Genomic DNA, 20,797 nt, shown 5'->3' with positions numbered 1-20,797 from the left:
CGCCTCCTGTGCCGTTACGGCGCGCACCGCGTACAGGAACGCGTACGGACGCGTACACGGCCGGGAACGGCTCCGCCCCCGCCGGACGGTGGTCCGGCGGGGGCGGCGCGTACGGGGGCGGCGGGAGCGGCGGCGGGGGCGCCTTCCGCTCACATGGCCGTCAGCGTCAGCGGAAGGCCCGGTTGACCGCGGAGACGATCGCCTTCAGGGAGGCGCGGGTGGTGTTGGGGTCGATGCCGATGCCCCACAGCACCTTGCCGTCGATGGCGCACTCGATGTACGAGGCGGCCTGCGCGGAGGCGCCCTCGCTCATCGTGTGCTCCTGGTAGTCCAGCAGCCGGGCGTCGATGCCGATGCCGTCCAGCGCCGCGAAGAAGGCCGAGATCGGGCCGTTGCCGCTGCCGGTCAGCACGGTCTCCACGCCGTCGACGGCCGCCTCGACGGTGAGGGTGTCCACGCCGTCCTTGTCGGTCGTCGTCTGGCCCTCCCGGACCTGGATGCGGCCCCAGGGGTCCTCGGGGTTGGGCAGGTACTCGTCGCGGAAGACCGACCAGATCTGCTGCGGGGTGACCTCGCCGCCCTCGGCGTCGGTCTTGGCCTGGATGATCCTCGAGAACTCGATCTGCATCCGGCGCGGCAGGTCCAGCTTGTGCTCGTTCTTCAGCACGTAGGCGACGCCGCCCTTGCCGGACTGGGAGTTGACGCGGATGACCGCCTCGTAGGAGCGGCCGACGTCCTTGGGGTCGATGGGCAGGTACGGCACGGCCCACTCGATCTCGTCCACCGGCCTGCCCCGCTCGGCCGCGGCGGCCTCCATCGCCTCGAAGCCCTTCTTGATGGCGTCCTGGTGGGAGCCGGAGAAGGCGGTGTAGACCAGGTCGCCCGCGTACGGGTGGCGCGGGTGGACCTCCATCTGGTTGCAGTACTCGGCGGTGCGGCGGATCTCGTCGATCTGGCTGAAGTCGATCTGCGGGTCGATGCCCTGGCTGAACAGGTTCATGCCCAGGGTGACCAGGTCGACGTTGCCGGTGCGCTCGCCCTGCCCGAACAGGCAGCCCTCCACGCGGTCCGCACCGGCCATGACGGCCAGCTCGGCGGCGGCGACGGCGGTGCCGCGGTCGTTGTGCGGGTGGGTGGACAGGCAGATGAACTCCCGCCGCGACAGGTTCCGCGACATCCACTCGAAGCGGTCGGCGTGGGTGGAGGGCGTGGAACGCTCGACGGTGGCCGGCAGGTTCAGGATGATCTCGCGGCCCTCCTCGGGCTGCCAGACGTCCATGACGGACTCGCAGACCTCCAGGGCGAAGTCCAGCTCGGTGTCGGTGAAGATCTCCGGGCTGTACTGGTAGCCGAAGACGGTCTCGTCGCCCAGCAGCTTCTCGGCGTACTCCACCACCAGCCGGGTGCCGTCCACCGCGATCTGCCGGACGTCGTCCCTGGAGCCGCGGAAGACCACGCGGCGGAAGACCGGCGCGGTGGCGTTGTACAGGTGGACGGTGGCGCGGTGGGCGCCGACCAGGGACTGCACGGTGCGCTCGATCAGGTCCTCGCGGGCCTGGGTCAGCACCGAGATCGTCACGTCCTCGGGGATCGCGCCCTCCTCGATGATGGAGCGCACGAAGTCGAAGTCGGTCTGGCCGGAGGAGGGGAAGCCGACCTCGATCTCCTTGTAGCCCATGCGTACCAGCAGGTCGAACATCTCGCGCTTGCGGGCGGGCGACATCGGGTCGATCAGCGCCTGGTTGCCGTCGCGCAGGTCGGTGGAGAGCCAGCGGGGCGCCTTCGTGATCCGCTTCTCGGGCCAGGTGCGGTCGGGCAGGTCGACGGCGTCGTAGCCGCGGTAGCGGTGGATCGGCATGCCGGACGGCTTCTGGGTCACCGTGGAGGCGGTGATGGGCGTGGGGCGTCCGACGCGGGAGGAATCACTGCTCATGTGGGCTGGGCTCCTGGGGAGGGCGAGGGGCTTCGGAAGCTTTCCGAAGGGGCCGACGGCGGCAGCACCGGTCTCCGCGGGGAGGGGGTCGGCCGTATGACTACAGGCCCTCGCCGCGGCAGCTAAGGAGAAGCAGCCCAAAACGCATGATGCGAGTCAGCGTAACCGAGGCGGACGGTGCGTGGCGGCGTGTATCAGTATGCGAGAACTCACATGGGTGAGCACGGGCCGGCGCCCACGCGCCGGCCCGCCCGTCCCCGTACGGCCCTCGTGCTAGAAGCCCAGCCTGCGCAGCTGCTTGGGGTCGCGCTGCCAGTCCTTGGCGACCTTGACGTGCAGGTCGAGGAAGACGGGCGTGCCCAGCAGCGCCTCGATCTGCTTGCGGGACTTGGTGCCGACCTCCTTGAGCCGGCTGCCCTTGGGGCCGATGACGATGCCCTTCTGGCTGGGCCGCTCGATGAAGACGTTGGCGTGGATGTCCAGCAGCGGCCGGTCCGCCGGGCGGCCCTCGCGCGGGCCCATCTCCTCGACCACGACGGCGATGGAGTGCGGCAGCTCGTCGCGTACGCCCTCCAGCGCGGCCTCGCGGATCAGTTCGGCGACCATGACCTGCTCGGGCTCGTCGGTGAGGTCGCCGTCCGGGTAGAGCTGCGGTCCCTCGGGGAGGAGGGGGACGAGCAGGTCGGCCAGCAGGCCCACCTGGTCGCCCGCGGTGGCCGAGACGGGGACGATCTCGGCCCACTCGACGCCCAGTTCCCCGCCGAGCCGGTCGACGGCGACGAGCTGCTCGGCCAGGGCCTTGGAGTCCACCAGGTCGGTCTTGGTGACGATCGCGACCTTCGGGGTGCGCTTCAGGGTCGCCAGCTCCTTGGCGATGAAGCGGTCGCCGGGGCCGATCTTCTGGTCGGCCGGCAGGCAGAAGCCGATCACGTCGACCTCGGCCCAGGTGGTGCGCACCACGTCGTTGAGGCGCTCGCCGAGCAGGGTGCGCGGCTTGTGCAGACCGGGGGTGTCCACGAGCACGAGCTGCGCGTCGGGCCGGTGGACGATGCCGCGCACGGTGTGGCGGGTGGTCTGCGGGCGGTTGGAGGTGATCGCGACCTTCGTTCCCACCAGGGCGTTGGTGAGGGTCGACTTGCCCGCGTTGGGGCGGCCGACGAAGCAGGCGAAACCCGCGCGGTGCGGCGCGGACTCCGGCTGCGTCTCGGGTCGGGCGGAGGGGGAACGGTCGCTCATGGTGGCCATTCTCCCCGATCGGCGGAGTGCCCCCGCACCGCCCGCGGCCTCGGGCGGGGAGCGGACCCGCGCCCTCGGGGGCGAAGCCCTCCAGCGCCTCCCCCACCCGGGCCGGGGCGCGCTGGGGCCGCCCGGCGTGGCCGCGCGCCCCGGCTCGGCGGTCACCGCGAGCGCGCCGAAGGAGCGGGAGGCGGGGAAGGGGCGGGCCTCGGCGCCGTCCCGTGCCCGGTCCGTGCCGGGCCGGCGGTCGTCCGGCGCGCGGACGGCCCGCGCCGGGATGCGGCGGAGTCCGCGGGGGCGTTCACCCCGGTCCCGGAGTGAACGCCCCGGCGGACGCCTCTCAGCCCGCGGTGACGGTGGAGCGCACCGTGCCGTCGGGACCCGCCAGCAGGACGGGGGTGGCCGGGCCGCCCAGGTCGTGGACGGCGGCGAGGTCGGCGGAGGGCACGGCGGACGCCTCGGAGACCACGGCCGCGGCCTCCAGGGACTTGGCCCCGGACGCCACCGCCATGGCGACGGCCGTCTGCAGCGCGCTCAGTCCGAGCGACTTCAGCGCGACCGTCCCCGCCACGTACGTACGGCCGGTCTCGTCGCGTACGGCCGCCCCCTCGGGCACGGCGTTGCGGGCCCGCGCGCTGCGCGCGAGGGTGACGATCTTGCGGTCTTCGGGAGCCAGGTCGGCGGCTTCGGTCATATGGGTGAGCATATGCGCTCGCAGCGCGGGAGGGGGCGGGAGTGAGCGGTTCCGGAAGGCCGCCGGCGCCTGGTGCCGGGGCGGTGACGGGCTGCCCGCCGCCGCCCGTCGTGCCCCGCCGTCCGCGCGGCCGGAACGGGCCCGTCAGCCGCCGGTCTCGGCCGCCGCCCGGTCCGCCGGCTCCGGCTCGGGGGCGCGGACCGGTTCGACCAGGACCGTGACGATGCGGTTGCGGCGGCCCGCCGGGGACTCGGCGGTCAGGCGCAGGCCGCGCAGCGCGGGATCGCCGTGGTGGCCGCCGTGCTGGCCGCCGGGGCGGTCGCCGCGCCTCTCGGAGACGTCCACCACGGCCGTGGCGCCCGCGATGGGGACGCGGCCCAGGAGCTTGGCCAGCAGACCGCCGACCGTCTCCACGTCCTCGTCCTCCAGGTCCAGGTCGTACAGCTCCCCCAGGTCGCCCAGGTCGAGGCGGGCGGTGACCCGGTGCCGGCCGTCGTCCAGCTCCTCGATGGGCGGCAGCTCCCGGTCGTACTCGTCGGTGATCTCGCCGACGATCTCCTCCAGGATGTCCTCGATGGTGACGATCCCGGCGGTGCCGCCGTACTCGTCGATCACGACGGCGACGTGGTTGCGGTCCTTCTGCATCTCGCGCAGCAGGTCGCCCGCGTTCTTGGTGTCGGGGACGAAGGCGGCCGGCCGCATGGCCGTGGAGACCAGGTCGTTCTCGGCCTCGCGGTTGATGTGGACCTTCCGGGAGAGGTCCTTGAGGTAGACGATGCCGACGACGTCGTCCTCGCTCTCCCCGGTCACCGGGATGCGGGAGAAGCCCGAGCGCAGGGCCAGGGTGAGCGCCTGGCGGACGGTCTTGAAGCGCTCGATGGAGACCAGTTCGGTGCGCGGCACCATCACCTCGCGCACCAGGGTGTCGCCCAGCTCGAAGACCGAGTGCACCATGCGGCGCTCCTCGTCCTCGATCAGCGCCTCCTGCCCGGCCAGGTCCACCATGGCCCGCAGCTCGGCCTCGGTGGCGAACGGGCCCTTGCGGAAGCCCTTGCCCGGGGTCAGCGCGTTGCCCAGGAGGATCAGCAGCTGCGGCAGCGGGCCGAGCACCCGGGCCAGCGGCAGCAGGACGTACGCGGCGGCCGTGGCGGTGTTCAGCGGGTGCTGGCGGCCGATGGTGCGCGGCGAGACGCCGACGGCGACGTAGGAGACGAGCACCATCACGCCGCCGGCGGCGGCCAGCGCCTGCCAGGTGGTGTCGAAGGTGTGCAGGAAACCGTAGGTGACCAGGACCCCGGCCGACATCTCGGCGGTGACGCGCAGCAGCAGGGCGAGGTTGAGGTACCGGGTGGGGTCGGCGGCGACGGCGGCCAGCCTGGCGCTGCCGCGCCGCCCGGAGCGCACGGCCTCCTCGGCGCGGTAGCTGGTGGTGCTGGCCAGGCCCGCCTCGGCGCAGGCGGCCAGCCAGGCGAGGCCGACCAGCAGGACCGCGGCGGCGATCAGCTGGGCGCTCACGTGATCGTCGGGGCCGGGGAGGGCCCTGTCAGGCCGCGCTCGGCGCGCCAGCCGTCGACGATCGCCGCCTGGAGGCCGAACATCTCGGCCCGCTCGCCGGGCGTCTCGTGGTCGTAGCCGAGCAGGTGGAGCACTCCGTGGACGGTGAGCAGTTGCAGCTCCTCGTCCATGGAGTGCTCCGTCGGGGCCTCGGCGCCCTGCTTCGCGGCGACCTCGGGGCAGAGCACGATGTCGCCGAGGAGGCCCTGCGGCGGCTCGTCGTCGTCCTTGGAGGGCGGCCGCAGTTCGTCCATGGGGAAGGACATCACATCGGTCGGGCCGGGGAGGTCCATCCACTGCCGGTGGAGCTGCTCCATGGCGTCGGTGTCGACGGCGATCACCGACAGCTCCGACAGCGGGTGGATGCGCATCCGGGCGAGGGCGTAGCGGGCGATGTCGAGGATCGCCCGCTCGTCGATCTCGCGGCCGGACTCGTTGTTGACGTCGATCGACATGTGGGTGGCGGTTGCTTTCCGTTACGTGCGGTCACTGCCGTTGGTCGTGCCGTTGCGGTCGTCGTAGCGCTCGTACGCGTCGACGATACGGCCGACCAGCTTGTGCCGGACGACGTCGGTGCTGGTGAGCCGCGAGAAGTGGACGTCCTCCACGCCCTCGAGGATCTCCTGCACCTGGCGCAGACCGCTCCTGGTGCCGCCGGGCAGGTCGACCTGCGTGACGTCACCGGTGATGACGATCTTGGAGTCGAAGCCGAGCCGGGTGAGGAACATCTTCATCTGCTCGGGGTTCGTGTTCTGCGCCTCGTCCAGGATGATGAACGCGTCGTTGAGCGTCCGGCCGCGCATGTACGCCAGCGGCGCGACCTCGATCGTCCCGGCGGCCATCAGGCGCGGGATCGAGTCGGGGTCGAGCATGTCGTGCAGCGCGTCGTACAGCGGCCGCAGGTACGGGTCGATCTTCTCGTAGAGCGTGCCGGGCAGGAAGCCCAGCCGCTCCCCCGCCTCGACGGCGGGCCGGGTCAGGATGATGCGGGTGACCTGCTTGGACTGCAGGGCCTGCACCGCCTTGGCCATGGCGAGGTAGGTCTTGCCGGTGCCCGCCGGGCCGATGCCGAAGACGACGGTGTGCTGGTCGATCGCGTCCACGTAGCGCTTCTGGTTGAGCGTCTTGGGACGGATCGTGCGGCCTCGGTTGGACAGGATGTTCTGCGTGAGCACCTCGGCCGGCGTCTCCGTGGCGCCGCCCTCGGCGTCGCGGAGCATGGCGATCGATCGTTCCACCGCGTCCTCCGTCAGTGGCTGGCCGGTGCGCAGCACCAGCATCATCTCGTCGAACAGCCGCTGGACGAGGGCGACCTCGGCCGCCTCGCCGGTCGCGGTGATCTCGTTGCCGCGCACGTGGATGTCCGTGGCCGGGAAGGCCTTCTCGATAACGCGGAGGAGGGAGTCGCCGGAGCCCAGCACCGTCACCATCGGGTGCTTGGCCGGGACGGTGAAACGGGCACTCTCTGGGGTGGACCGTGCCTGGTCTGTCTGTGTCTGAGTCATGGGCCGGCTCTGTGGCCTGCGCGTCCCTCTCTGTCGCTGCGGTGCGCCTGGACGTCCAGGGTACGACGTGACGCTGACAGGTCAGTAGGGATTTGTCCGCCGGATCGCCGCCGGGGGCCTCACCGGGGGTACGGCGGGGGGTACGGCAGGGGTGCAGCCGGGTTGCGGTGGGGTTGCAGCCGGGGGGTGCGGCGGGGTTGCGGCCGGGGCCCCGGCGGGCTCACGGGCGGCGGAAGCCGATGGTCGGCACGGCGCGGCGCAGCGGCCAGGGCCGGGCGCAGCCGGGCAGCAGGGCGTCCAGGAAGGCGTAGCGGCGCAGGGCGGCCGGGTCCTGGTCGTCGAAGTCGCGCACGTGCTGCCACCAGGCGGCGATCTCGGCCCAGCCGGGCGCCGACAGCGAGCCGCCGAACTCCTGCACCGACAGGGCGGCGGTCAGCCCGGCGAAGGCGAGCCGGTCGGCCAGCGGCCAGCCCGCCAGGGTGCCGGTGACGAAGCCCGCCACGAACACGTCCCCGGCGCCGGTGGGGTCCAGCGCCTCCACGGCGATGGCCGGCACCTCGGCGGTCTCGCCGGTGGAGCCGTCCACCGCGACGGCCCCCTCCGCGCCCATGGTGACCACGGCCAGCGGCACGCGGTCGGCGAGGCGGCGGGCCGCGGCGCGGGGGCAGTCGGCGCGGGTGTAGCGCATCGCCTCCCCGGCGTTGGGCAGGAACGCCTCGCAGTGCTCCAGGTCGGCGAGGTCGGCCGGGTCCCAGCGGCCGGTCTCGTCCCAGCCGACGTCGGCGAAGACCCGGCTGCCGGCCCGGGCCGCCCCGGCGATCCACTCCTGGCGGGCGCCGGGCTGGAGGGAGGCGACGCAGGCGCGGGCGGCGGGCGGGTCGCCGGACGCGGGCTCCCCGGAGGGCGGGGCCTCGTGCCCGTGGGAGACCATCGTCCGCTCTCCCTCGTAGGCCATCGAGACGGTGACGGGCGAGTGCCAGCCGGGCACGGTGCGCGACGGCGACAGGTCGATGCCCTCGCCGCGCTCCAGCGCCTCCCAGCAGTACTCGCCGTACACGTCGTCCCCGAAGGCGGCGGCGAGCGAGGTGCGCAGGCCGAGCCGGGCCAGGGCGGTGGCCATGTTGGCGACGCCGCCGGGGCTCGACCCCATGCCCCGCGCCCAGGACTCGGTGCCGCGCACCGGCGCCGAGTCCAGGCCCGTGAAGATGATGTCCAGGAAGACGTTCCCGGTGAGGTAGACGTCGCAGGGCGGGTCGTCGGGGGTGCGGAGCGCGGCGAGCGGGTCGAGCATGCGGCCAGTGTGCACGATCGGCGCGGAAGGCCACCGGCGGGTTGCGGACGGGGTCACCAGCGCGGTACGGAGGGGGCCGTCCAGTGCGGGTCGGCCCGGCGCATGGCGGCGGCGTCGTCCCGGTCGCGCATCGAGCCGTCGTCCTCCAGCCAGCGGCGGTGGAGGGCGCCGAGGCGGTCGCGGTCCAGGGCGACGCCCAGGCCGGGGGCGTCGGGGACGGTGACGGCGCCTTCGGAGAACGCGATGCGCTCGGTGAGCACGTCCTCGGTCTGCCAGGGGTAGTGGGTGTCGCACGCGTGGTCCAGGCCGGGGACGGTGGCGGCGACGTGGGTCATGGCGGCGAGGCTGATGCCCAGGTGGGTGTTGGAGTGCATGGACACCCCGACGCCGAAGGCGCGGCAGACCGCGGCCAGTTGCTGGGTGTTGCGCAGCCCTCCCCAGTAGTGGTGGTCGCTGAGCAGCACCTGGACGGCGCCGGCGGTGAACGCCTCGGCGATCTCCGGGAAGGTGGTCACGCACATGTTGGTGGCCAGCGGCAGACCTCCGGCCCGCGCGGCGACCTCGGCCATCGCGGGCGTGCCGGTGACCGGGTCCTCCAGGTACTCCAGTACGTCGCGCAGTTCGGCCGCGACCCTCAGCGCGGTCTCCACCGACCAGGCGCCGTTGGGGTCCAGGCGCAGGGGGCTGCCGGGGAAGGCCTCGGCGAGCGCCCGGACGGCGGCGACCTCCTCCTCGGGCGGCAGGACGCCGCCCTTGAGCTTGAAGGAGCCGAAACCGTGGTCGCGGACGAAGCGGCGGGCCTGGGCGACGATCCCGTCCGGGTCGAGGGCCGCGCCCCAGTCGTCCGCCTCGCCCGCCACGCCGGCGGGGTGCGCGGCCCAGCGGTAGAACAGGTAGGCGCTGTACTCGACCCGATCGCGCACCTTCCCGCCGAGCAGGGCGTGCACGGGCAGCTCCAGCGCCTTGCCCAGGGCGTCCAGGCAGGCCACCTCGAAGCCGGAGACGACCGACAGCCGCAGCTTGTCGGCGGTCCGGACACCGCGCAGCCCGCCGACGTCCACCGAGCCGCCCGTCCGGTGGCCGTCCAGGGGGACGGCGTCGGCGAGGGCGAACAGCCCGTTCAGGTCGCTGACCGGGTGCCCGGGCAGCCGCCGGGCGAGGGACCGCGCCGGCTCCAGGTACTCGGTGTCCCCGTAGGTCTCCCCCAGCCCGGTGACGCCGCCCGCCGTGACCACCTCGACGATCAGGCGCGGGGTGTACGGCTGGTGGACGCCCTGGGTGTTGAGCAGGGGCGGGTCGGCGACGAGGATCGGGGTCAGGCGCACTTCGGTGACGGTCAGGTCCTTCATCGGGCGACTCCTGTCGGGTCGGGGCCGACGGCGGCGGGCGAGCGGGAGCCGATGCCGCCCCGCCGACGGTCCGTTCTCGTGTGTGAACCCTGTCCATGTGCGGAGACGGAGACTAGGTACGGCGGGGAGGGGCGTCAAGGGTGCCCGCGTGTTTCCGGAAGGGCGCGCGCCGGCCCGCCCGCGCGAGGGCGGGGAGTGCTGCGGGCTGCGGAGCGGGGGCGAAGGGCGGCGGTCAGCGCCGCCGGGGCACCGGTACCCGCATCAGGTCCTCGGCCACGGTCAGCTCCCCGGCGAACCCCGCCGCCCGGGCCTGCCGGGCGAACTCGGCCGGGTCGTCGTAGCGCTGCGAGAAGTGCGTCAGCACCAGGTGCCGCACCCCCGCCTCCGCCGCGACGGAGGCGGCCTGGCCGGCGGTGAGGTGGCCGTACTCCTCGGCCAGGGCCGCCTCCGCGTCGAGGAAGGTGGCCTCGATGACCAGCAGGTCGCAGCCCTCGGCGAGCGCGTACACCCCGTCGCACAGCCGGGTGTCCATCACGAAGGCGAAGCGCTGCCCGGGCCGGGTCTCGCTCACTTCGTCGAGGGTGACGCCGCGCAGCCCGCCCTCGCGCTGGATGCGGCCGACGTCCGGGCCCGCGATGCCGTGGGCGGCGAGCCGCTCGGGCAGCATCCGGCGCCCGTCGGGCTCGACCAGGCGGTAGCCGTAGGACTCCACCGGATGGGACAGGCGCCGCGCCTGGAGGGTGTACGCGCCGGTCTCGGCCAGCGTGCCCTCCCCGGTGACCGGCTCCTCGCGCAGCTCGACCGTCTCGCGGTAGGCGGTGGCGTACCGCAGGCGGTCGAAGAAGCGCTGCCCGCTGCCCGGGTAGTGCGCCGTGACCGGGTGCGGCACCCGGTCGAGGTTGATGCGCTGGACGACCCCGGCCAGGCCCAGGCAGTGGTCGCCGTGGAAGTGGGTGACGCACAGCCGGGTGAGGTCGTGGGCGGCCACGCCCGCGCGGAGCATCTGGCGCTGGGTGCCCTCGCCGGGATCGAACAGGAGCGCCTCGCCGTCCCAGCGCAGGACGTAGCCGTTGTGGTTGCGCCGGCGCGTGGGCACCTGGCTCGCGGTGCCCAGCACGACCAGCTCGCGTACGGACAACGGACTTATCCGGGAGGCCAGTCGAGGCCGCGTCCGCCCAGGACGTGGGCGTGCGCGTGCCAGACGGTCTGCCCGGCGCCCGCGCCGGTGTTGAACACGATCCGGTAGCCGACGGTGGCGCCCCCGGGCGGGGCGATGTTCTCCTGTGCCGCGACCTCGCCCGCCGCGCGCAGCACGTCGGCGGCCAGCTCGGGGGCGGCGGCGGCCAGCGCGGCGGCGTCGGGGTGGTGCTCCTTGGGGATCACCAGCACATGAGTGGGCGCCTGCGGGTTGATGTCCCGGAAGGCGAGCGTGGTGTCGGTCTCGTGGACGACCGTCGCCGGGACGTCCCCCGCGACGATCTTGCAGAACAGGCAGTCCGCCTGCGGTTCTTCCGCCACGGTGGCGCCTCCCGCTGTGGATGGGTTCGATCGGTCGGTACGCGACGCAGATCGTACCCCGGCCCGGGGGCCGGGGATCATGACCAGCGGCCGGTGCGTCCCAGCAGCAGTGCCGCCGCGGCCGTACCCGCCGTGGAGGTGCGCAGCACGCTCGGGCCCAGCCGGTACGGGCGCGCGCCCGCCTCCGCGAACGCCTCCAGCTCCTCCGGCGCCACCCCGCCCTCCGGGCCGACGACGAGCACCAGTTCGCCCCCGGCGGGCAGGTCGGCGGTCGCCAGCGGCTCCGAGCCCTCCTCGTGGAGGACGGCGGCGAAGGCGGCCGAGGACAGCAGCGGGAGGAGCTGCCGGGTGGTGGCCGGCCCGGCGACCTCCGGGAAGCGCAGCCTGCGCGACTGCTTGCCCGCCTCGCGCGCGGTGGCGCGCCACTTGCGCAGCGCCTTCTCGCCGCGCTCGCCCCGCCACTGCGTGACGCAGCGCGCCGCCGACCAGGGCACGATCGCGTCCACGCCCGTCTCGGTCATCGTCTCCACGGCCAGCTCGCCGCGGTCGCCCTTGGGCAGCGCCTGGACGACGGTGATCCGCGGGCGCGGCTCCGGATCGGTGCGCACCTCCCGGACGGAGACCTTCAGCCGGTCCCTGCCCCCGACGGCCGCGACGGTGCCGAAGGCGCCGGTGCCCGCGCCGTCGGTGAGGACGATCTCCTCGCCCACGCGCAGCCGCCGTACCGCCACGGCGTGCCGGCCCTCGGGCCCCTCCAGCGTCAGCACGGCGCCGGGCGCGGCCGAGGCGAGGGAGGCGGTCTCGGCGAGGAAGACGGGGGCGGTCACCGGGCCCTCCCGGCGGTGAGCGCCGCGCGGGCCGCGGCCAGCTCCCCGGCCAGCGCGGCGACCAGTTCGGCGGCGGGCAGCGGGCGCGCCAGCCGGTGGCCCTGTCCGGCCCACAGCGGCAGGGCCTGCGGATCGCCCGCCGCCGCGGCGGCCCGGCGCAGCGGCGCGGTGAGCTGCTGCACCTGGGGGTACGCGGCGGGGGCGTGCGCCCCGTGCTCGGTCATGAAGCGGTTGACCAGACCGCGCGCCGGGCGGCCGGTGAAGGCGCGGGTCAGTTCGGTGCGGGTGAACGCGGGGTCGGTGAGCGCCCGCTTGTGCAGCTCGTGCGCACCGGACTCCGGACACGCCAGGAACGCCGTGCCGAGCTGCGCGGCGACCGCTCCGGCGGCCAGCACGGCGGCGATCTGCTCACCGCGCATCAGCCCGCCCGCGGCGATCAGCGGCGCGGTCGCCCCGGCGCGGACCTGTGCCAGCAGCGTCAGCAGGCCGGTCCCGGCTCCCGGGCGGTCGGCCGCGGGGTCGTCGCGGTGCGTGCCCTGGTGGCCGCCGGCCTCGACGCCCTGGACGCACAGGACGCCGGCCCCCGCCTCCTCGGCGGCGCGCGCCTCGGCCGCGGAGGTGACGGTGACCGCGGTGAGGGTGCCCGCCCCGGCCAGCTCCGCCAGGACCCCGCGCGGCGGGCAGCCGAAGGTGAAGGAGACGAGCGGCACCGGATCGTCCAGCAGGGCCGCCAGCTTGGCCTCGTACGCGTCGTGGCCGCTCCGGCCGGTCTCCGTCTCCCCGAGTTCGGTCCCGTACCGGGCGGCCTCGCCCGCGAGCCGTTCGCGGTACGCCTCCACGGCGGCCCCGGTGTCCGGGCCGCCGGCGGGCGGGGGCACGAAGAGGTTGACGCCGAAGGGCCGGCCGGTCAGCTCCCGCAGCCGCCCGATCTCCCGGCGCATCGCTGCGGGGGAGTTGAGCCCGGCGGCGAGGAAGCCGACCCCGCCGGACTCGCAGACGGCCGCGGCCAGCTCGGGGCACGACGCGCCCCCGGCCATGGGGGCCTGTACGACGGGGTGCTCCAACCAGGAGGCCAGGGTGGTCAGCGCGGAGGACATGACGGCATCCTGTCATGCCCTCCGGACCCCGGCCGCCCCGCCTCAGCGCCCGTTGAACGCGTCCTTCAGCCGCGAGAACAGCCCCTGCTGCCCGGGCTGGAACTGGCCCAGCGGCCGCTCCTCGCCCCGCAGCTTGGCCAGGCGGCGCAGCAGCTCCTCCTGCTCCGGGTCCAGCTTGCTCGGCGTCTGGACCTCCACGTGGACGACCAGGTCGCCCCGGCCGCCGCCGCGCAGGTGCGTCACACCGCGCTGGTGGAGCGGGACCGACTGGCCGGACTGGGTGCCGGGCCGGATGTCGACCTCCTCCAGGCCGTCCAGCGTCTCCAGGGGGACCTTGGTGCCCAGCGCGGCCGCCGTCATGGGGATGGTGACCGTGCAGTGCAGGTCGTCGCCGCGGCGCTGGAAGACCGGGTGCGGCACCTCGTGGATCTCGACGTACAGGTCGCCCGCCGGGCCGCCGCCCGGGCCGACCTCGCCCTCGCCGGCGAGCTGGATGCGGGTGCCGTTGTCGACACCGGCCGGGATCTTCACCGTCAGGTTGCGCCGGGACCGCACCCGGCCGTCCCCGGCGCACTCCGGGCACGGGGTCGGCACGACCGTGCCGAAGCCCTGGCACTGCGGGCAGGGGCGCGAGGTCATGACCTGGCCCAGGAAGGACCGGGTGACCTGCGAGACCTCGCCCCGGCCGCGGCACATGTCGCACGTCTGCGCGGAGGTGCCCGGGGCCGCTCCCTCGCCGCTGCACGTGGTGCAGACGACCGCCGTGTCGACCTGGATGTCCTTGGTGGTGCCGAAGGCGGCCTCGTTCAGCTCGATGTCGAGCCGGATCATGGCGTCCTGGCCGCGCCTCGTGCGGGACCTCGGCCCGCGCTGGGAGGCGGTGCCGAAGAAGGCGTCCATGATGTCGGAGAAGTTGCCGAAGCCCCCTCCGAAGCCGCCGCCCCGGCCCGCGCCGCCCATCGGGTCGCCGCCGAGGTCGTACATCTGCTTCTTCTGCGGATCGGAGAGCACCTCGTAGGCGGTGTTGATCTCCTTGAACCGCTCCTGCGTCTTCGGGTCCGGATTGACGTCAGGGTGCAGCTCGCGCGCGAGCCGGCGGAATGCCTTCTTGATCTCGTCCTGCGAGGCATCGCGCTGCACGCCCAGGACCGCGTAGTAGTCCGTCGCCACTTACGACTCCGCGAGGATCTGTCCGACGTAACGTGCCACTGCGCGTACCGCTCCCATCGTTCCGGGGTAGTCCATGCGGGTCGGCCCGACCACGCCGAGCTTGGCGACCGCCTCGTCGCCCGAACCGTAACCGACCGAGACGACCGATGTGGACGTCAGTCCTTCGTGAACATTCTCATGCCCGATTCGCACCGTCATGCCCGGGTCCTTGGCCTCCCCCAGCAGCTTGAGCAGGACGACCTGCTCCTCCAGAGCCTCCAGCACCGGCCGGATGGTCAGCGGGAAGTCGTGCACGAAGCGGGTGAGATTGGCGGTGCCGCCGATCATCAGCCGCTCCTCGGTCTCCTCCACCAGTGTCTCGAGGAGGGTGGCGAGCACGGTCGAGACCGTGCCGCGGTCGTCCTGGTCGAAGGACTCCGGCAGGTCCTGCACCAGCTTGGGCACCTCGGAGAAGCGCTCGCCCACCACCCGGCTGTTGAGCCGGGCGCGCAGGTCCGCCAGGGACGACTCGGAGATGGGGGCCGGGCAGTCCACCACGCGTTGCTCGACCCGCCCGGTGTCCGTGATCAGCACGAGCATCAGACGCGCGGGCGCGAGGAGGAGCAGCTCGACGTGGCGCACGGTCGAGCGGGTCAGCGAGGGGTACTGGACGACGGCGACCTGGCGGGTGAGCTGGGCCAGCAGCCGCACGGTGCGGCTGACGACGTCGTCGAGGTCGACGGCGCCCTCCAGGAAGTTCTGGATCGCCCGCCGCTCCGGCTTGGAGAGCGGCTTGACGCCCGCCAGCTTGTCGACGAACAGGCGGTACCCCTTGTCGGTGGGGATACGGCCCGCGCTGGTGTGCGGCTGGGCGATGTACCCCTCGTCCTCCAGGGCCGCCATGTCGTTGCGCACGGTGGCCGGGGAGACCTGGAGGTTGTGCCTCTCGGTCAGGGCCTTGGAGCCCACGGGCTCCTGCGTGCCGACGTAGTCCTGGACGATGGCGCGCAAGACCTCGAGTCTGCGTTCGCTGAGCACCTGGGCGCACCTCCCGTCCGGCCGTCTCTCCGGTCCTCTGTCCTGGCACTCTCGGTCTTTGAGTGCCAGTTTCCCTGAGCCAGTGTACGGCCGGTGACCACGGCCAGGGCAAGGGCGGCGGCCGACCGGGGGGCGATCCGCGCCACATCCCCGGCGGGCACCGCCCGCACGATGGCGCTAGCGTCGCGGTATGGAGACGGATTGGGAAGAGCTGTCGCCTGGCGTCGTACGCCGCCGCATGCCCGGCTGGGACGAGACGGTCGGAGCCGTCGCGGGCGACACGGGGCTGCTGGTGGTGGACACCGGAGCGACGCTGGGCGAGGGCGCGCGGATCCGGCGGCACCTGCTCGGGCGCTTCGGGCGGCCGGTGACCCACGTGGCGCTGACCCACCCGCACTTCGACCACGTCCTGGGGACGGCGGCCTTCTCCGGGGTGGAGGTCTACGGGGCGGTGGGGATCGAGGAACTGCTGGCGCACTCCGGGGACGGGCTGCGCGAGGACGCCGTACGGCACGGCATGGACCCGGACGAGGCGGCCGAGGCCGTCGACGTGCTCGTCCACCCCCACCACCGGGTGGCCGGCGAGCTGACCGTCCGGCTGGGCGGCCGGGAGGTGCTCCTGGCCAACGTCGGCCCGGCGCACACCGCGCACGACCTGGCCGTCGTGGTCCCCGGCGCCTCCGGCGGGCCGGACGTGGTCTTCTGCGGCGATCTGGTGGAGGAGTCCGGCGAGCCGCAGGCGGGCCTGGACTCCCATCCCGTCCACTGGCCCGCCGCGCTGGACCGGCTGCTCGCCCTGGGCGGCGAGGACGCGGTGTACGTGCCGGGCCACGGCGCGGTGGTGGACGCCGCCTTCGTCCGCGCCCAGCGCGACACGCTGGCGGAGCGCTTCGGCGTCGTGTGACGGCCGCGGCGGCTTCCCCGGCGGGGGGCGCGGCGGGTTTCGCGGCGGGGCTCGCGTAACACAATGACCGCATGCGCAGCAGACAGTACGGTCCCGACCTGACCCCTCCCTGGAAGCGGAACAGGCCCGCGCCCGAGGTGCCCGCCGAACCGGACCTGGTGGTGGAGGAGGTCGCGACCGGCTTCTGCGGGGCCGTGGTGCGCTGCGAGAAGACGGCGCAGGGCTTCACCGTCACCCTGGAGGACCGCTTCGGCCGGCACCGGGTCTTCCCGATGGAGCCGCGCGGCTTCCTGCTGGAGGGGAAGGTCGTCACCCTGGTGCGGCCGCGGGCGGTGGCGCCGCCCGCCCCCGGGGCGCCACGGCGCACGGCGTCGGGCTCGGTCGCCGTGCCGGGCGCCCGCGCGCGGGTGGCGCGGGCGGGGCGCATCTACGTGGAGGGACGCCACGACGCGGAGCTGGTGGAGAAGGTCTGGGGCGACGACCTGCGGATCGAGGGCGTGGTCGTGGAGTACCTGGAGGGCGTGGACGACCTTCCGGCGGTCGTCGAGGCCTTCGGCCCCACCCCGGACGCCCGGCTGGGCGTGCTGGTGGACCACCTGGTGCCCGGTTCGAAGGAGTCCCGGATCGCCGCCCGGGTCACCGACGAGAACGTGCTGGTGGTCGGCCATCCGTACATCGACGTGTGGGAGGCGGTGAAGCCGTCCGCGCTGGGCATCGGCGCATGGCCCCGGGTGCCGCGCGGCCAGGACTGGAAGACGGGGGTGTGCCGGGCGCTGGGCTGGCCGGAGAACACCGGCGCGGCGTGGAAGCGGATCCTGGGGAGCGTGCGGAGCTACACGGATCTGGAACCGGGACTGCTCGGTCCGGTCGAGCGGCTGATCGACCACGTCACGGTGGGCGGCCCCACCGGTCCGTGAGCCCTCCGCCCGGGCACGGGCCGCCGGGCGCGCCACCGGGTGCACGGCTGGGTGCGCCACCGGGTGCACCGCCGGACGGGGGCGCGATGCCGGACAATGGACCCCATGCCTTCCGCACTGCCCGACGGCGAGCCCGTCCCCGCCGACGGTTCCCTGCCCGCGCACGCCCTGGCGGACGCGGCGCGGCGCCCGCTCGGTTTCTACCTGCACGTGCCGTACTGCGCGACGCGCTGCGGCTACTGCGACTTCAACACCTACACCGCGAGCGAGCTGCGCGGCTCCGGCGGTGCGCTCGCCTCGCGGGAGAACTACGCGGAGACGCTGGTCGAGGAGGTGCGGCTGGCCCGCAAGGTGCTCGGCGACGACCCGCGGCCGGTGGAGACGGTCTTCGTCGGCGGCGGCACCCCGACCCTGCTGCCCGCCGCCGACCTGGGGCGGATGCTGGCCGCGGTCCGCGAGGAGTTCGGGCTGGCGGACGGCGCGGAGATCACCACGGAGGCCAACCCGGAGTCCGTCGACCCGGCCTATCTGGCCCGGCTGCGCGAGGCGGGCTTCAACCGGATCTCCTTCGGCATGCAGAGCGCCCGGCGGCACGTGCTGGCCGTGCTGGACCGCACCCACACCCCCGGCCGGCCCGAGGCGTGCGTGGCCGAGGCCCGGGCGGCGGGCTTCGAGCACGTCAACCTGGACCTGATCTACGGCACGCCCGGCGAGGACGACGACGACTGGCGGGCCTCGCTGGAGGCCGCGCTCGGCGCCGGGCCCGACCACGTCTCGGCGTACGCGCTGATCGTGGAGGACGGCACGCGGCTCGCGCACCGGATCCGGCGCGGCGAGGTGCCGATGACCGACGACGACGTGCACGCCGACCGCTACCTGATCGCCGAGGAGACGCTGTCGGCCGCCGGCTTCGACTGGTACGAGGTGTCGAACTGGGCGGTCTCGGAGGCCGCCCGCTGCCGCCACAACGAGCTGTACTGGACCGGCGCCGACTGGTGGGGCGCCGGGCCGGGCGCGCACAGCCACGTCGGCGGGGTGCGCTGGTGGAACGCCAAGCACCCCGGCGCGTACGCCCAGGCGCTCGCCGAGGGCCGCTCGCCGGGCGTGGGCCGCGAGGTGCTGGACGCCGGGGACCGGCGCGTGGAGCGGATCCTGCTGGAGCTGCGGCTGGTGGACGGCGTGCCGCTGGACGTCCTCGCCCCTGCCGGGGCGCGCGCCGCCGAGCGGGCGCTGGCGGACGGGCTGCTGCGTCCGGAGGCGTACGAGCGCGGGCGCGCGGCGCTGACGCTGCGCGGCCGACTGCTGGCCGACGCGGTGGTCCGCGACCTGGTGGACTGATCCGCCGCAGCCCCCGCCCCGCCCGCCGCGCGGGGCGCGAGGAGGAGGGCGACCGCCGACGGCCACGGCGAGGATCGGCAGGGCGGCCGGGACGCCGAAGGCCGGGACCGGCACGCCGACGAGACGGGTCACCGGCACATCGTCGCGGACGGCCGGCCCCCGCCGCGCACCGTGGTGCCCGGCGGGGGCCGGCCGGGGCGGGGGCGGGCCGGGGCCGTCCCCGCCCCGGCCCTCACACCTCGCGGGCGCCCTCGTACATCTCCTCGATCAGGTGGCCGAACTCCCTCTCCACCGCGGGCCGCTTCAGCTTCAGGCTCGGGGTGAGCTCGCCGTGCTCGATGTCCAGGTCGCGCGGCAGGATCCGGAACTTCTTGATCGTCTGCCACCGCTGGAGGCCGGCGTTGAGGCGCTGGACGTAGCCGTCGACGAGCCGGTGCACCTCGTCGGAGCCGACGACCTCCGCGTAGCTCCTCCCGCCCAGCCCGTGCTCCTCGGCCCAGCCCATGATGGTGGGCTCGTCGAGCGCGATGAGCGCGGTGCAGTAGTTGCGGTCGGCGCCGTGCACCAGGATGTTGGAGACGTACGGGCAGACCGCCTTGAACTGGCCCTCCACCTCGGCCGGGGCGATGTACTTGCCGCCCGAGGTCTTGATCAGGTCCTTCTTGCGGTCGGTGATCCGCAGGTAGCCGTCCTCCGACAGCTCGCCGATGTCGCCGGTGTGGAGCCAGCCGTCGGACTCCAGGACCTCCTCGGTCTTCTCCGGCAGCTTGTGGTAGCCCTGCATGATGCCGGGACCGCGCAGCAGGATCTCGCCGTCCTCGGCGATGCGCACCTCGGTGCCGGGCAGCGGCTTGCCGACCGTGCCGGTGCGGTACGCCTCGCCGGGGTTGACGAAGCTGGCGGCGCTGGACTCGGTGAGGCCGTAGCCCTCCAGGATGTGGATGCCGGCGCCGGAGAAGAAGTAGCCGATCTCCGGGGCCAGGGCCGCCGAGCCGGAGACGCAGGCGCGCAGCCTGCCGCCGAAGGCCTCCCGCAGCTTGGCGTAGACGAGCTTGTCGGCGATCGCGTGCTTGACCCTGAGGCCGGTGGGCGCGGAGGCCGTGCCGGTGCGGCGGAAGTTGTCCTGGGTGGTCCTGGCGTACTCGCGCGCGACCTCGGCGGCCCACTTGAAGATCTTGTACTTGGCGCCGCCGCCGGCCCGCGCCTTGGCGGCGACCCCGTTGTAGACCTTCTCGAAGATCCGGGGCACGGCGGCCATGTAGGTGGGCCGCACGACCGGGAGGTTTTCGATGATCTTGTCGACCCGGCCGTCCACGGCCGTGACGTGGCCCACCTCGATCTGGGCCGCGGTGAGCACCTTGCCGAAGACGTGCGCCAGCGGCAGCCACAGGTACTGCACGTCGTCGGCCAGGACCAGCTCGGTCGCGGCGATGGCCTTGGCCATGTAGGACCAGGCGTCGTGCGGCAGCCGTACGCCCTTGGGGCGGCCGGTGGTGCCGGAGGTGTAGATCAGGGTGGCGAGCTGGTCCGAGCGCAGGGCCCCGACGGTCTCCTTGACGACCTCGGGGTGCCGCTCCAGGTACGCCTCGCCGCGCTCGCGCAGTTCGTCCAGGGAGAGCACCCAGCCCTCCGGGTCGCCCTCGGCCGCCACCGCGCCCTCCGCCTCGATGACGACGACGTGGGCGAGGTCCGGCAGTTCGGCACGGCGCTCGCGCGCCTTGGCGAGCTGCTCGGCGTCCTCGGCGATCAGCACCCGGCTCTGGGAGTCGGCGAGGATGTAGGCGGTCTCCTCGGCGTTGGTGCTGGGGTAGACGGTCGTGGTGGCCGCCCCGGCGCACAGCACGCCCAGGTCGCACAGGATCCAGTCGACCCGGGTGTTGGAGGCGATGGCGACCCGCTCCTCGGGCCTCACCCCCAGGTCCATCAGGCCCGCGGCGGTCGAGAAGACGCGCCGCGCCGCCTCCCCCCAGGTGTAGGAGCGCCACTCATCGGGTCCCTCACCGGAGGCGGAGGGCACGGGGTACCGGTACGCCTCGCCCTCCGGTGTCGCCTCGATGCGCTCCAGGAAGAGGTTCGCCACCGAGGGCGGACGGTTCTCGATCAGGGACTGGTGGTCGCTCACAACATCCTCCGGGGCCCGCGACGGTGCAGGGGGGTGGCTCCATGGCTCGGTCTACCGGGAGTGCTGGGGGTGGAGAAGGGGTGGAGAAGGGGTGGATCGCTTCCGTGCTGTACGTACTGGCCTGTGCGTATTGGGTGACTCACGAGTAACAACCGAGTGGGTGGTCAGCCTAGGACGGAAGGCTTCACCGTGAAAGAGCTTGCGCATCGCCTACGTGAAGCCGTGACCTGTGCGATACATACCCACATACCCCGCGGTCTGTCCACGTGCCCGCGGGCAGGTCCACACGGGTGAGGGCGCCCACCGCCCCGCGCGGGGCGGTGGG

At 73.8% G+C, this 20,797-nt stretch carries 18 protein-coding genes; 3 read left to right on the top strand and 15 right to left on the bottom strand.

All coding sequences use genetic code 11. The annotated features are described in order from the left end of the window. Positions 1–166 precede the first annotated feature (166 nt). The 14 genes from leuA to hrcA all read right to left on the bottom strand — a co-directional run bounded on the left by leuA (position 167) and on the right by hrcA (position 15,191). The gene (leuA, locus tag QC029_RS23490) at positions 167–1,933 is read right to left on the bottom strand and encodes a 2-isopropylmalate synthase (RefSeq protein ID WP_279557755.1); all 1,767 of its coding nucleotides are present in this window, start codon (positions 1,931–1,933) and stop codon (positions 167–169) included. 273 nt (positions 1,934–2,206) lie between these two features. Then, positions 2,207–3,178: a GTPase Era gene (gene era / locus QC029_RS23485; RefSeq protein ID WP_279557754.1), complete on the bottom strand. Its 972-nt coding sequence runs from the start codon at positions 3,176–3,178 to the stop codon at positions 2,207–2,209. Positions 3,179–3,509: 331 nt separating this feature from the next. Beyond that, entirely contained in the window at positions 3,510–3,863 is a 354-nt protein-coding gene (locus QC029_RS23480) for a cytidine deaminase (protein ID WP_279557753.1), read from the bottom strand. 144 nt (positions 3,864–4,007) lie between these two features. Continuing rightward, positions 4,008–5,378 carry a hemolysin family protein gene (locus QC029_RS23475; RefSeq protein WP_279557752.1) on the bottom strand — a complete coding sequence of 457 codons (1,371 nt, stop codon included), beginning with the start codon at positions 5,376–5,378 and terminating at the stop codon, positions 4,008–4,010. Further along, the gene (gene ybeY, locus QC029_RS23470; protein ID WP_279557751.1) at positions 5,375–5,872 is read right to left on the bottom strand and encodes an rRNA maturation RNase YbeY; all 498 of its coding nucleotides are present in this window, start codon (positions 5,870–5,872) and stop codon (positions 5,375–5,377) included. The genes QC029_RS23475 and ybeY overlap by 4 nt, the downstream gene beginning before the upstream one ends. A 21-nt stretch (positions 5,873–5,893) precedes the next feature. After that, positions 5,894–6,922, bottom strand: coding sequence for a PhoH family protein (locus QC029_RS23465; RefSeq protein WP_279557750.1), 1,029 nt, complete (start codon positions 6,920–6,922; stop codon positions 5,894–5,896). 220 nt (positions 6,923–7,142) lie between these two features. Continuing rightward, on the bottom strand, positions 7,143–8,213 hold the full coding sequence (locus QC029_RS23460; protein WP_279557749.1) for a PfkB family carbohydrate kinase: 1,071 nt from the start codon (positions 8,211–8,213) through the stop codon (positions 7,143–7,145). Positions 8,214–8,266: 53 nt separating this feature from the next. Continuing rightward, positions 8,267–9,562, bottom strand: coding sequence for a glucarate dehydratase family protein (locus tag QC029_RS23455; protein ID WP_279557748.1), 1,296 nt, complete (start codon positions 9,560–9,562; stop codon positions 8,267–8,269). A 232-nt stretch (positions 9,563–9,794) separates the two neighbouring features. Continuing rightward, positions 9,795–10,700, bottom strand: coding sequence for a ribonuclease Z (locus QC029_RS23450; RefSeq protein ID WP_279557747.1), 906 nt, complete (start codon positions 10,698–10,700; stop codon positions 9,795–9,797). A 5-nt stretch (positions 10,701–10,705) separates the two neighbouring features. Next, positions 10,706–11,080: a histidine triad nucleotide-binding protein gene (locus QC029_RS23445; RefSeq protein ID WP_279557746.1), complete on the bottom strand. Its 375-nt coding sequence runs from the start codon at positions 11,078–11,080 to the stop codon at positions 10,706–10,708. 77 nt (positions 11,081–11,157) lie between these two features. Further along, entirely contained in the window at positions 11,158–11,907 is a 750-nt protein-coding gene (locus QC029_RS23440) for a 16S rRNA (uracil(1498)-N(3))-methyltransferase (RefSeq protein WP_279557745.1), read from the bottom strand. Then, complete coding sequence (locus tag QC029_RS23435) at positions 11,904–13,004, bottom strand: nitronate monooxygenase (RefSeq protein ID WP_279557744.1); 1,101 nt, start codon at positions 13,002–13,004, stop codon at positions 11,904–11,906. Before QC029_RS23435 ends, QC029_RS23440 begins: the two co-directional genes overlap by 4 nt. Before the next feature lie 42 nt (positions 13,005–13,046). Continuing rightward, positions 13,047–14,174: a molecular chaperone DnaJ gene (dnaJ, locus tag QC029_RS23430; protein WP_279557743.1), complete on the bottom strand. Its 1,128-nt coding sequence runs from the start codon at positions 14,172–14,174 to the stop codon at positions 13,047–13,049. Continuing rightward, positions 14,175–15,191 carry a heat-inducible transcriptional repressor HrcA gene (gene hrcA / locus QC029_RS23425; RefSeq protein ID WP_279557742.1) on the bottom strand — a complete coding sequence of 339 codons (1,017 nt, stop codon included), beginning with the start codon at positions 15,189–15,191 and terminating at the stop codon, positions 14,175–14,177. Positions 15,192–15,381: 190 nt separating this feature from the next. Between hrcA and QC029_RS23420 the strand changes: the two genes are divergently transcribed. The 3 genes from QC029_RS23420 (at position 15,382) to hemW (ending at position 18,350) form a co-directional block, all read left to right on the top strand. Further along, entirely contained in the window at positions 15,382–16,095 is a 714-nt protein-coding gene (locus QC029_RS23420; RefSeq protein ID WP_279557741.1) for an MBL fold metallo-hydrolase, read from the top strand. Positions 16,096–16,166: 71 nt separating this feature from the next. After that, positions 16,167–17,012, top strand: coding sequence for a DUF3097 domain-containing protein (locus tag QC029_RS23415; RefSeq protein WP_279557740.1), 846 nt, complete (start codon positions 16,167–16,169; stop codon positions 17,010–17,012). 105 nt (positions 17,013–17,117) lie between these two features. Continuing rightward, complete coding sequence (hemW, locus tag QC029_RS23410) at positions 17,118–18,350, top strand: radical SAM family heme chaperone HemW (protein WP_279557739.1); 1,233 nt, start codon at positions 17,118–17,120, stop codon at positions 18,348–18,350. A 232-nt stretch (positions 18,351–18,582) separates the two neighbouring features. Here the strand turns inward: hemW and QC029_RS23405 are convergent, their stop codons facing one another. Then, positions 18,583–20,472: a long-chain fatty acid--CoA ligase gene (locus QC029_RS23405; RefSeq protein ID WP_279557738.1), complete on the bottom strand. Its 1,890-nt coding sequence runs from the start codon at positions 20,470–20,472 to the stop codon at positions 18,583–18,585. Positions 20,473–20,797: the final 325 nt, after the last annotated feature.

Origin of the sequence: Streptomyces sp. DH37, from assembly GCF_029813835.1 — a bacterium.
Classification (GTDB): Bacteria; Actinomycetota; Actinomycetes; order Streptomycetales; family Streptomycetaceae; genus Streptomyces.
Note: the sequence above shows the minus strand (reverse complement) of the source record. Positions and strands in the feature narration are given on the sequence as shown.

Coding starts and splice junctions, on each gene's coding strand:
- leuA (WP_279557755.1), bottom strand. CDS start 1,933: ATGAGCAGTGATTCCTCCCGCGTCGGACGCCCCACGCCCATCACCGCC.
- era (WP_279557754.1), bottom strand. CDS start 3,178: ATGGCCACCATGAGCGACCGTTCCCCCTCCGCCCGACCCGAGACGCAG.
- QC029_RS23480 (WP_279557753.1), bottom strand. CDS start 3,863: ATGACCGAAGCCGCCGACCTGGCTCCCGAAGACCGCAAGATCGTCACC.
- ybeY (WP_279557751.1), bottom strand. CDS start 5,872: ATGTCGATCGACGTCAACAACGAGTCCGGCCGCGAGATCGACGAGCGG.
- QC029_RS23465 (WP_279557750.1), bottom strand. CDS start 6,922: ATGACTCAGACACAGACAGACCAGGCACGGTCCACCCCAGAGAGTGCC.
- QC029_RS23460 (WP_279557749.1), bottom strand. CDS start 8,213: ATGCTCGACCCGCTCGCCGCGCTCCGCACCCCCGACGACCCGCCCTGC.
- QC029_RS23455 (WP_279557748.1), bottom strand. CDS start 9,562: ATGAAGGACCTGACCGTCACCGAAGTGCGCCTGACCCCGATCCTCGTC.
- QC029_RS23435 (WP_279557744.1), bottom strand. CDS start 13,004: ATGTCCTCCGCGCTGACCACCCTGGCCTCCTGGTTGGAGCACCCCGTC.
- QC029_RS23420 (WP_279557741.1), top strand. CDS start 15,382: ATGGAGACGGATTGGGAAGAGCTGTCGCCTGGCGTCGTACGCCGCCGC.
- QC029_RS23415 (WP_279557740.1), top strand. CDS start 16,167: ATGCGCAGCAGACAGTACGGTCCCGACCTGACCCCTCCCTGGAAGCGG.
- hemW (WP_279557739.1), top strand. CDS start 17,118: ATGCCTTCCGCACTGCCCGACGGCGAGCCCGTCCCCGCCGACGGTTCC.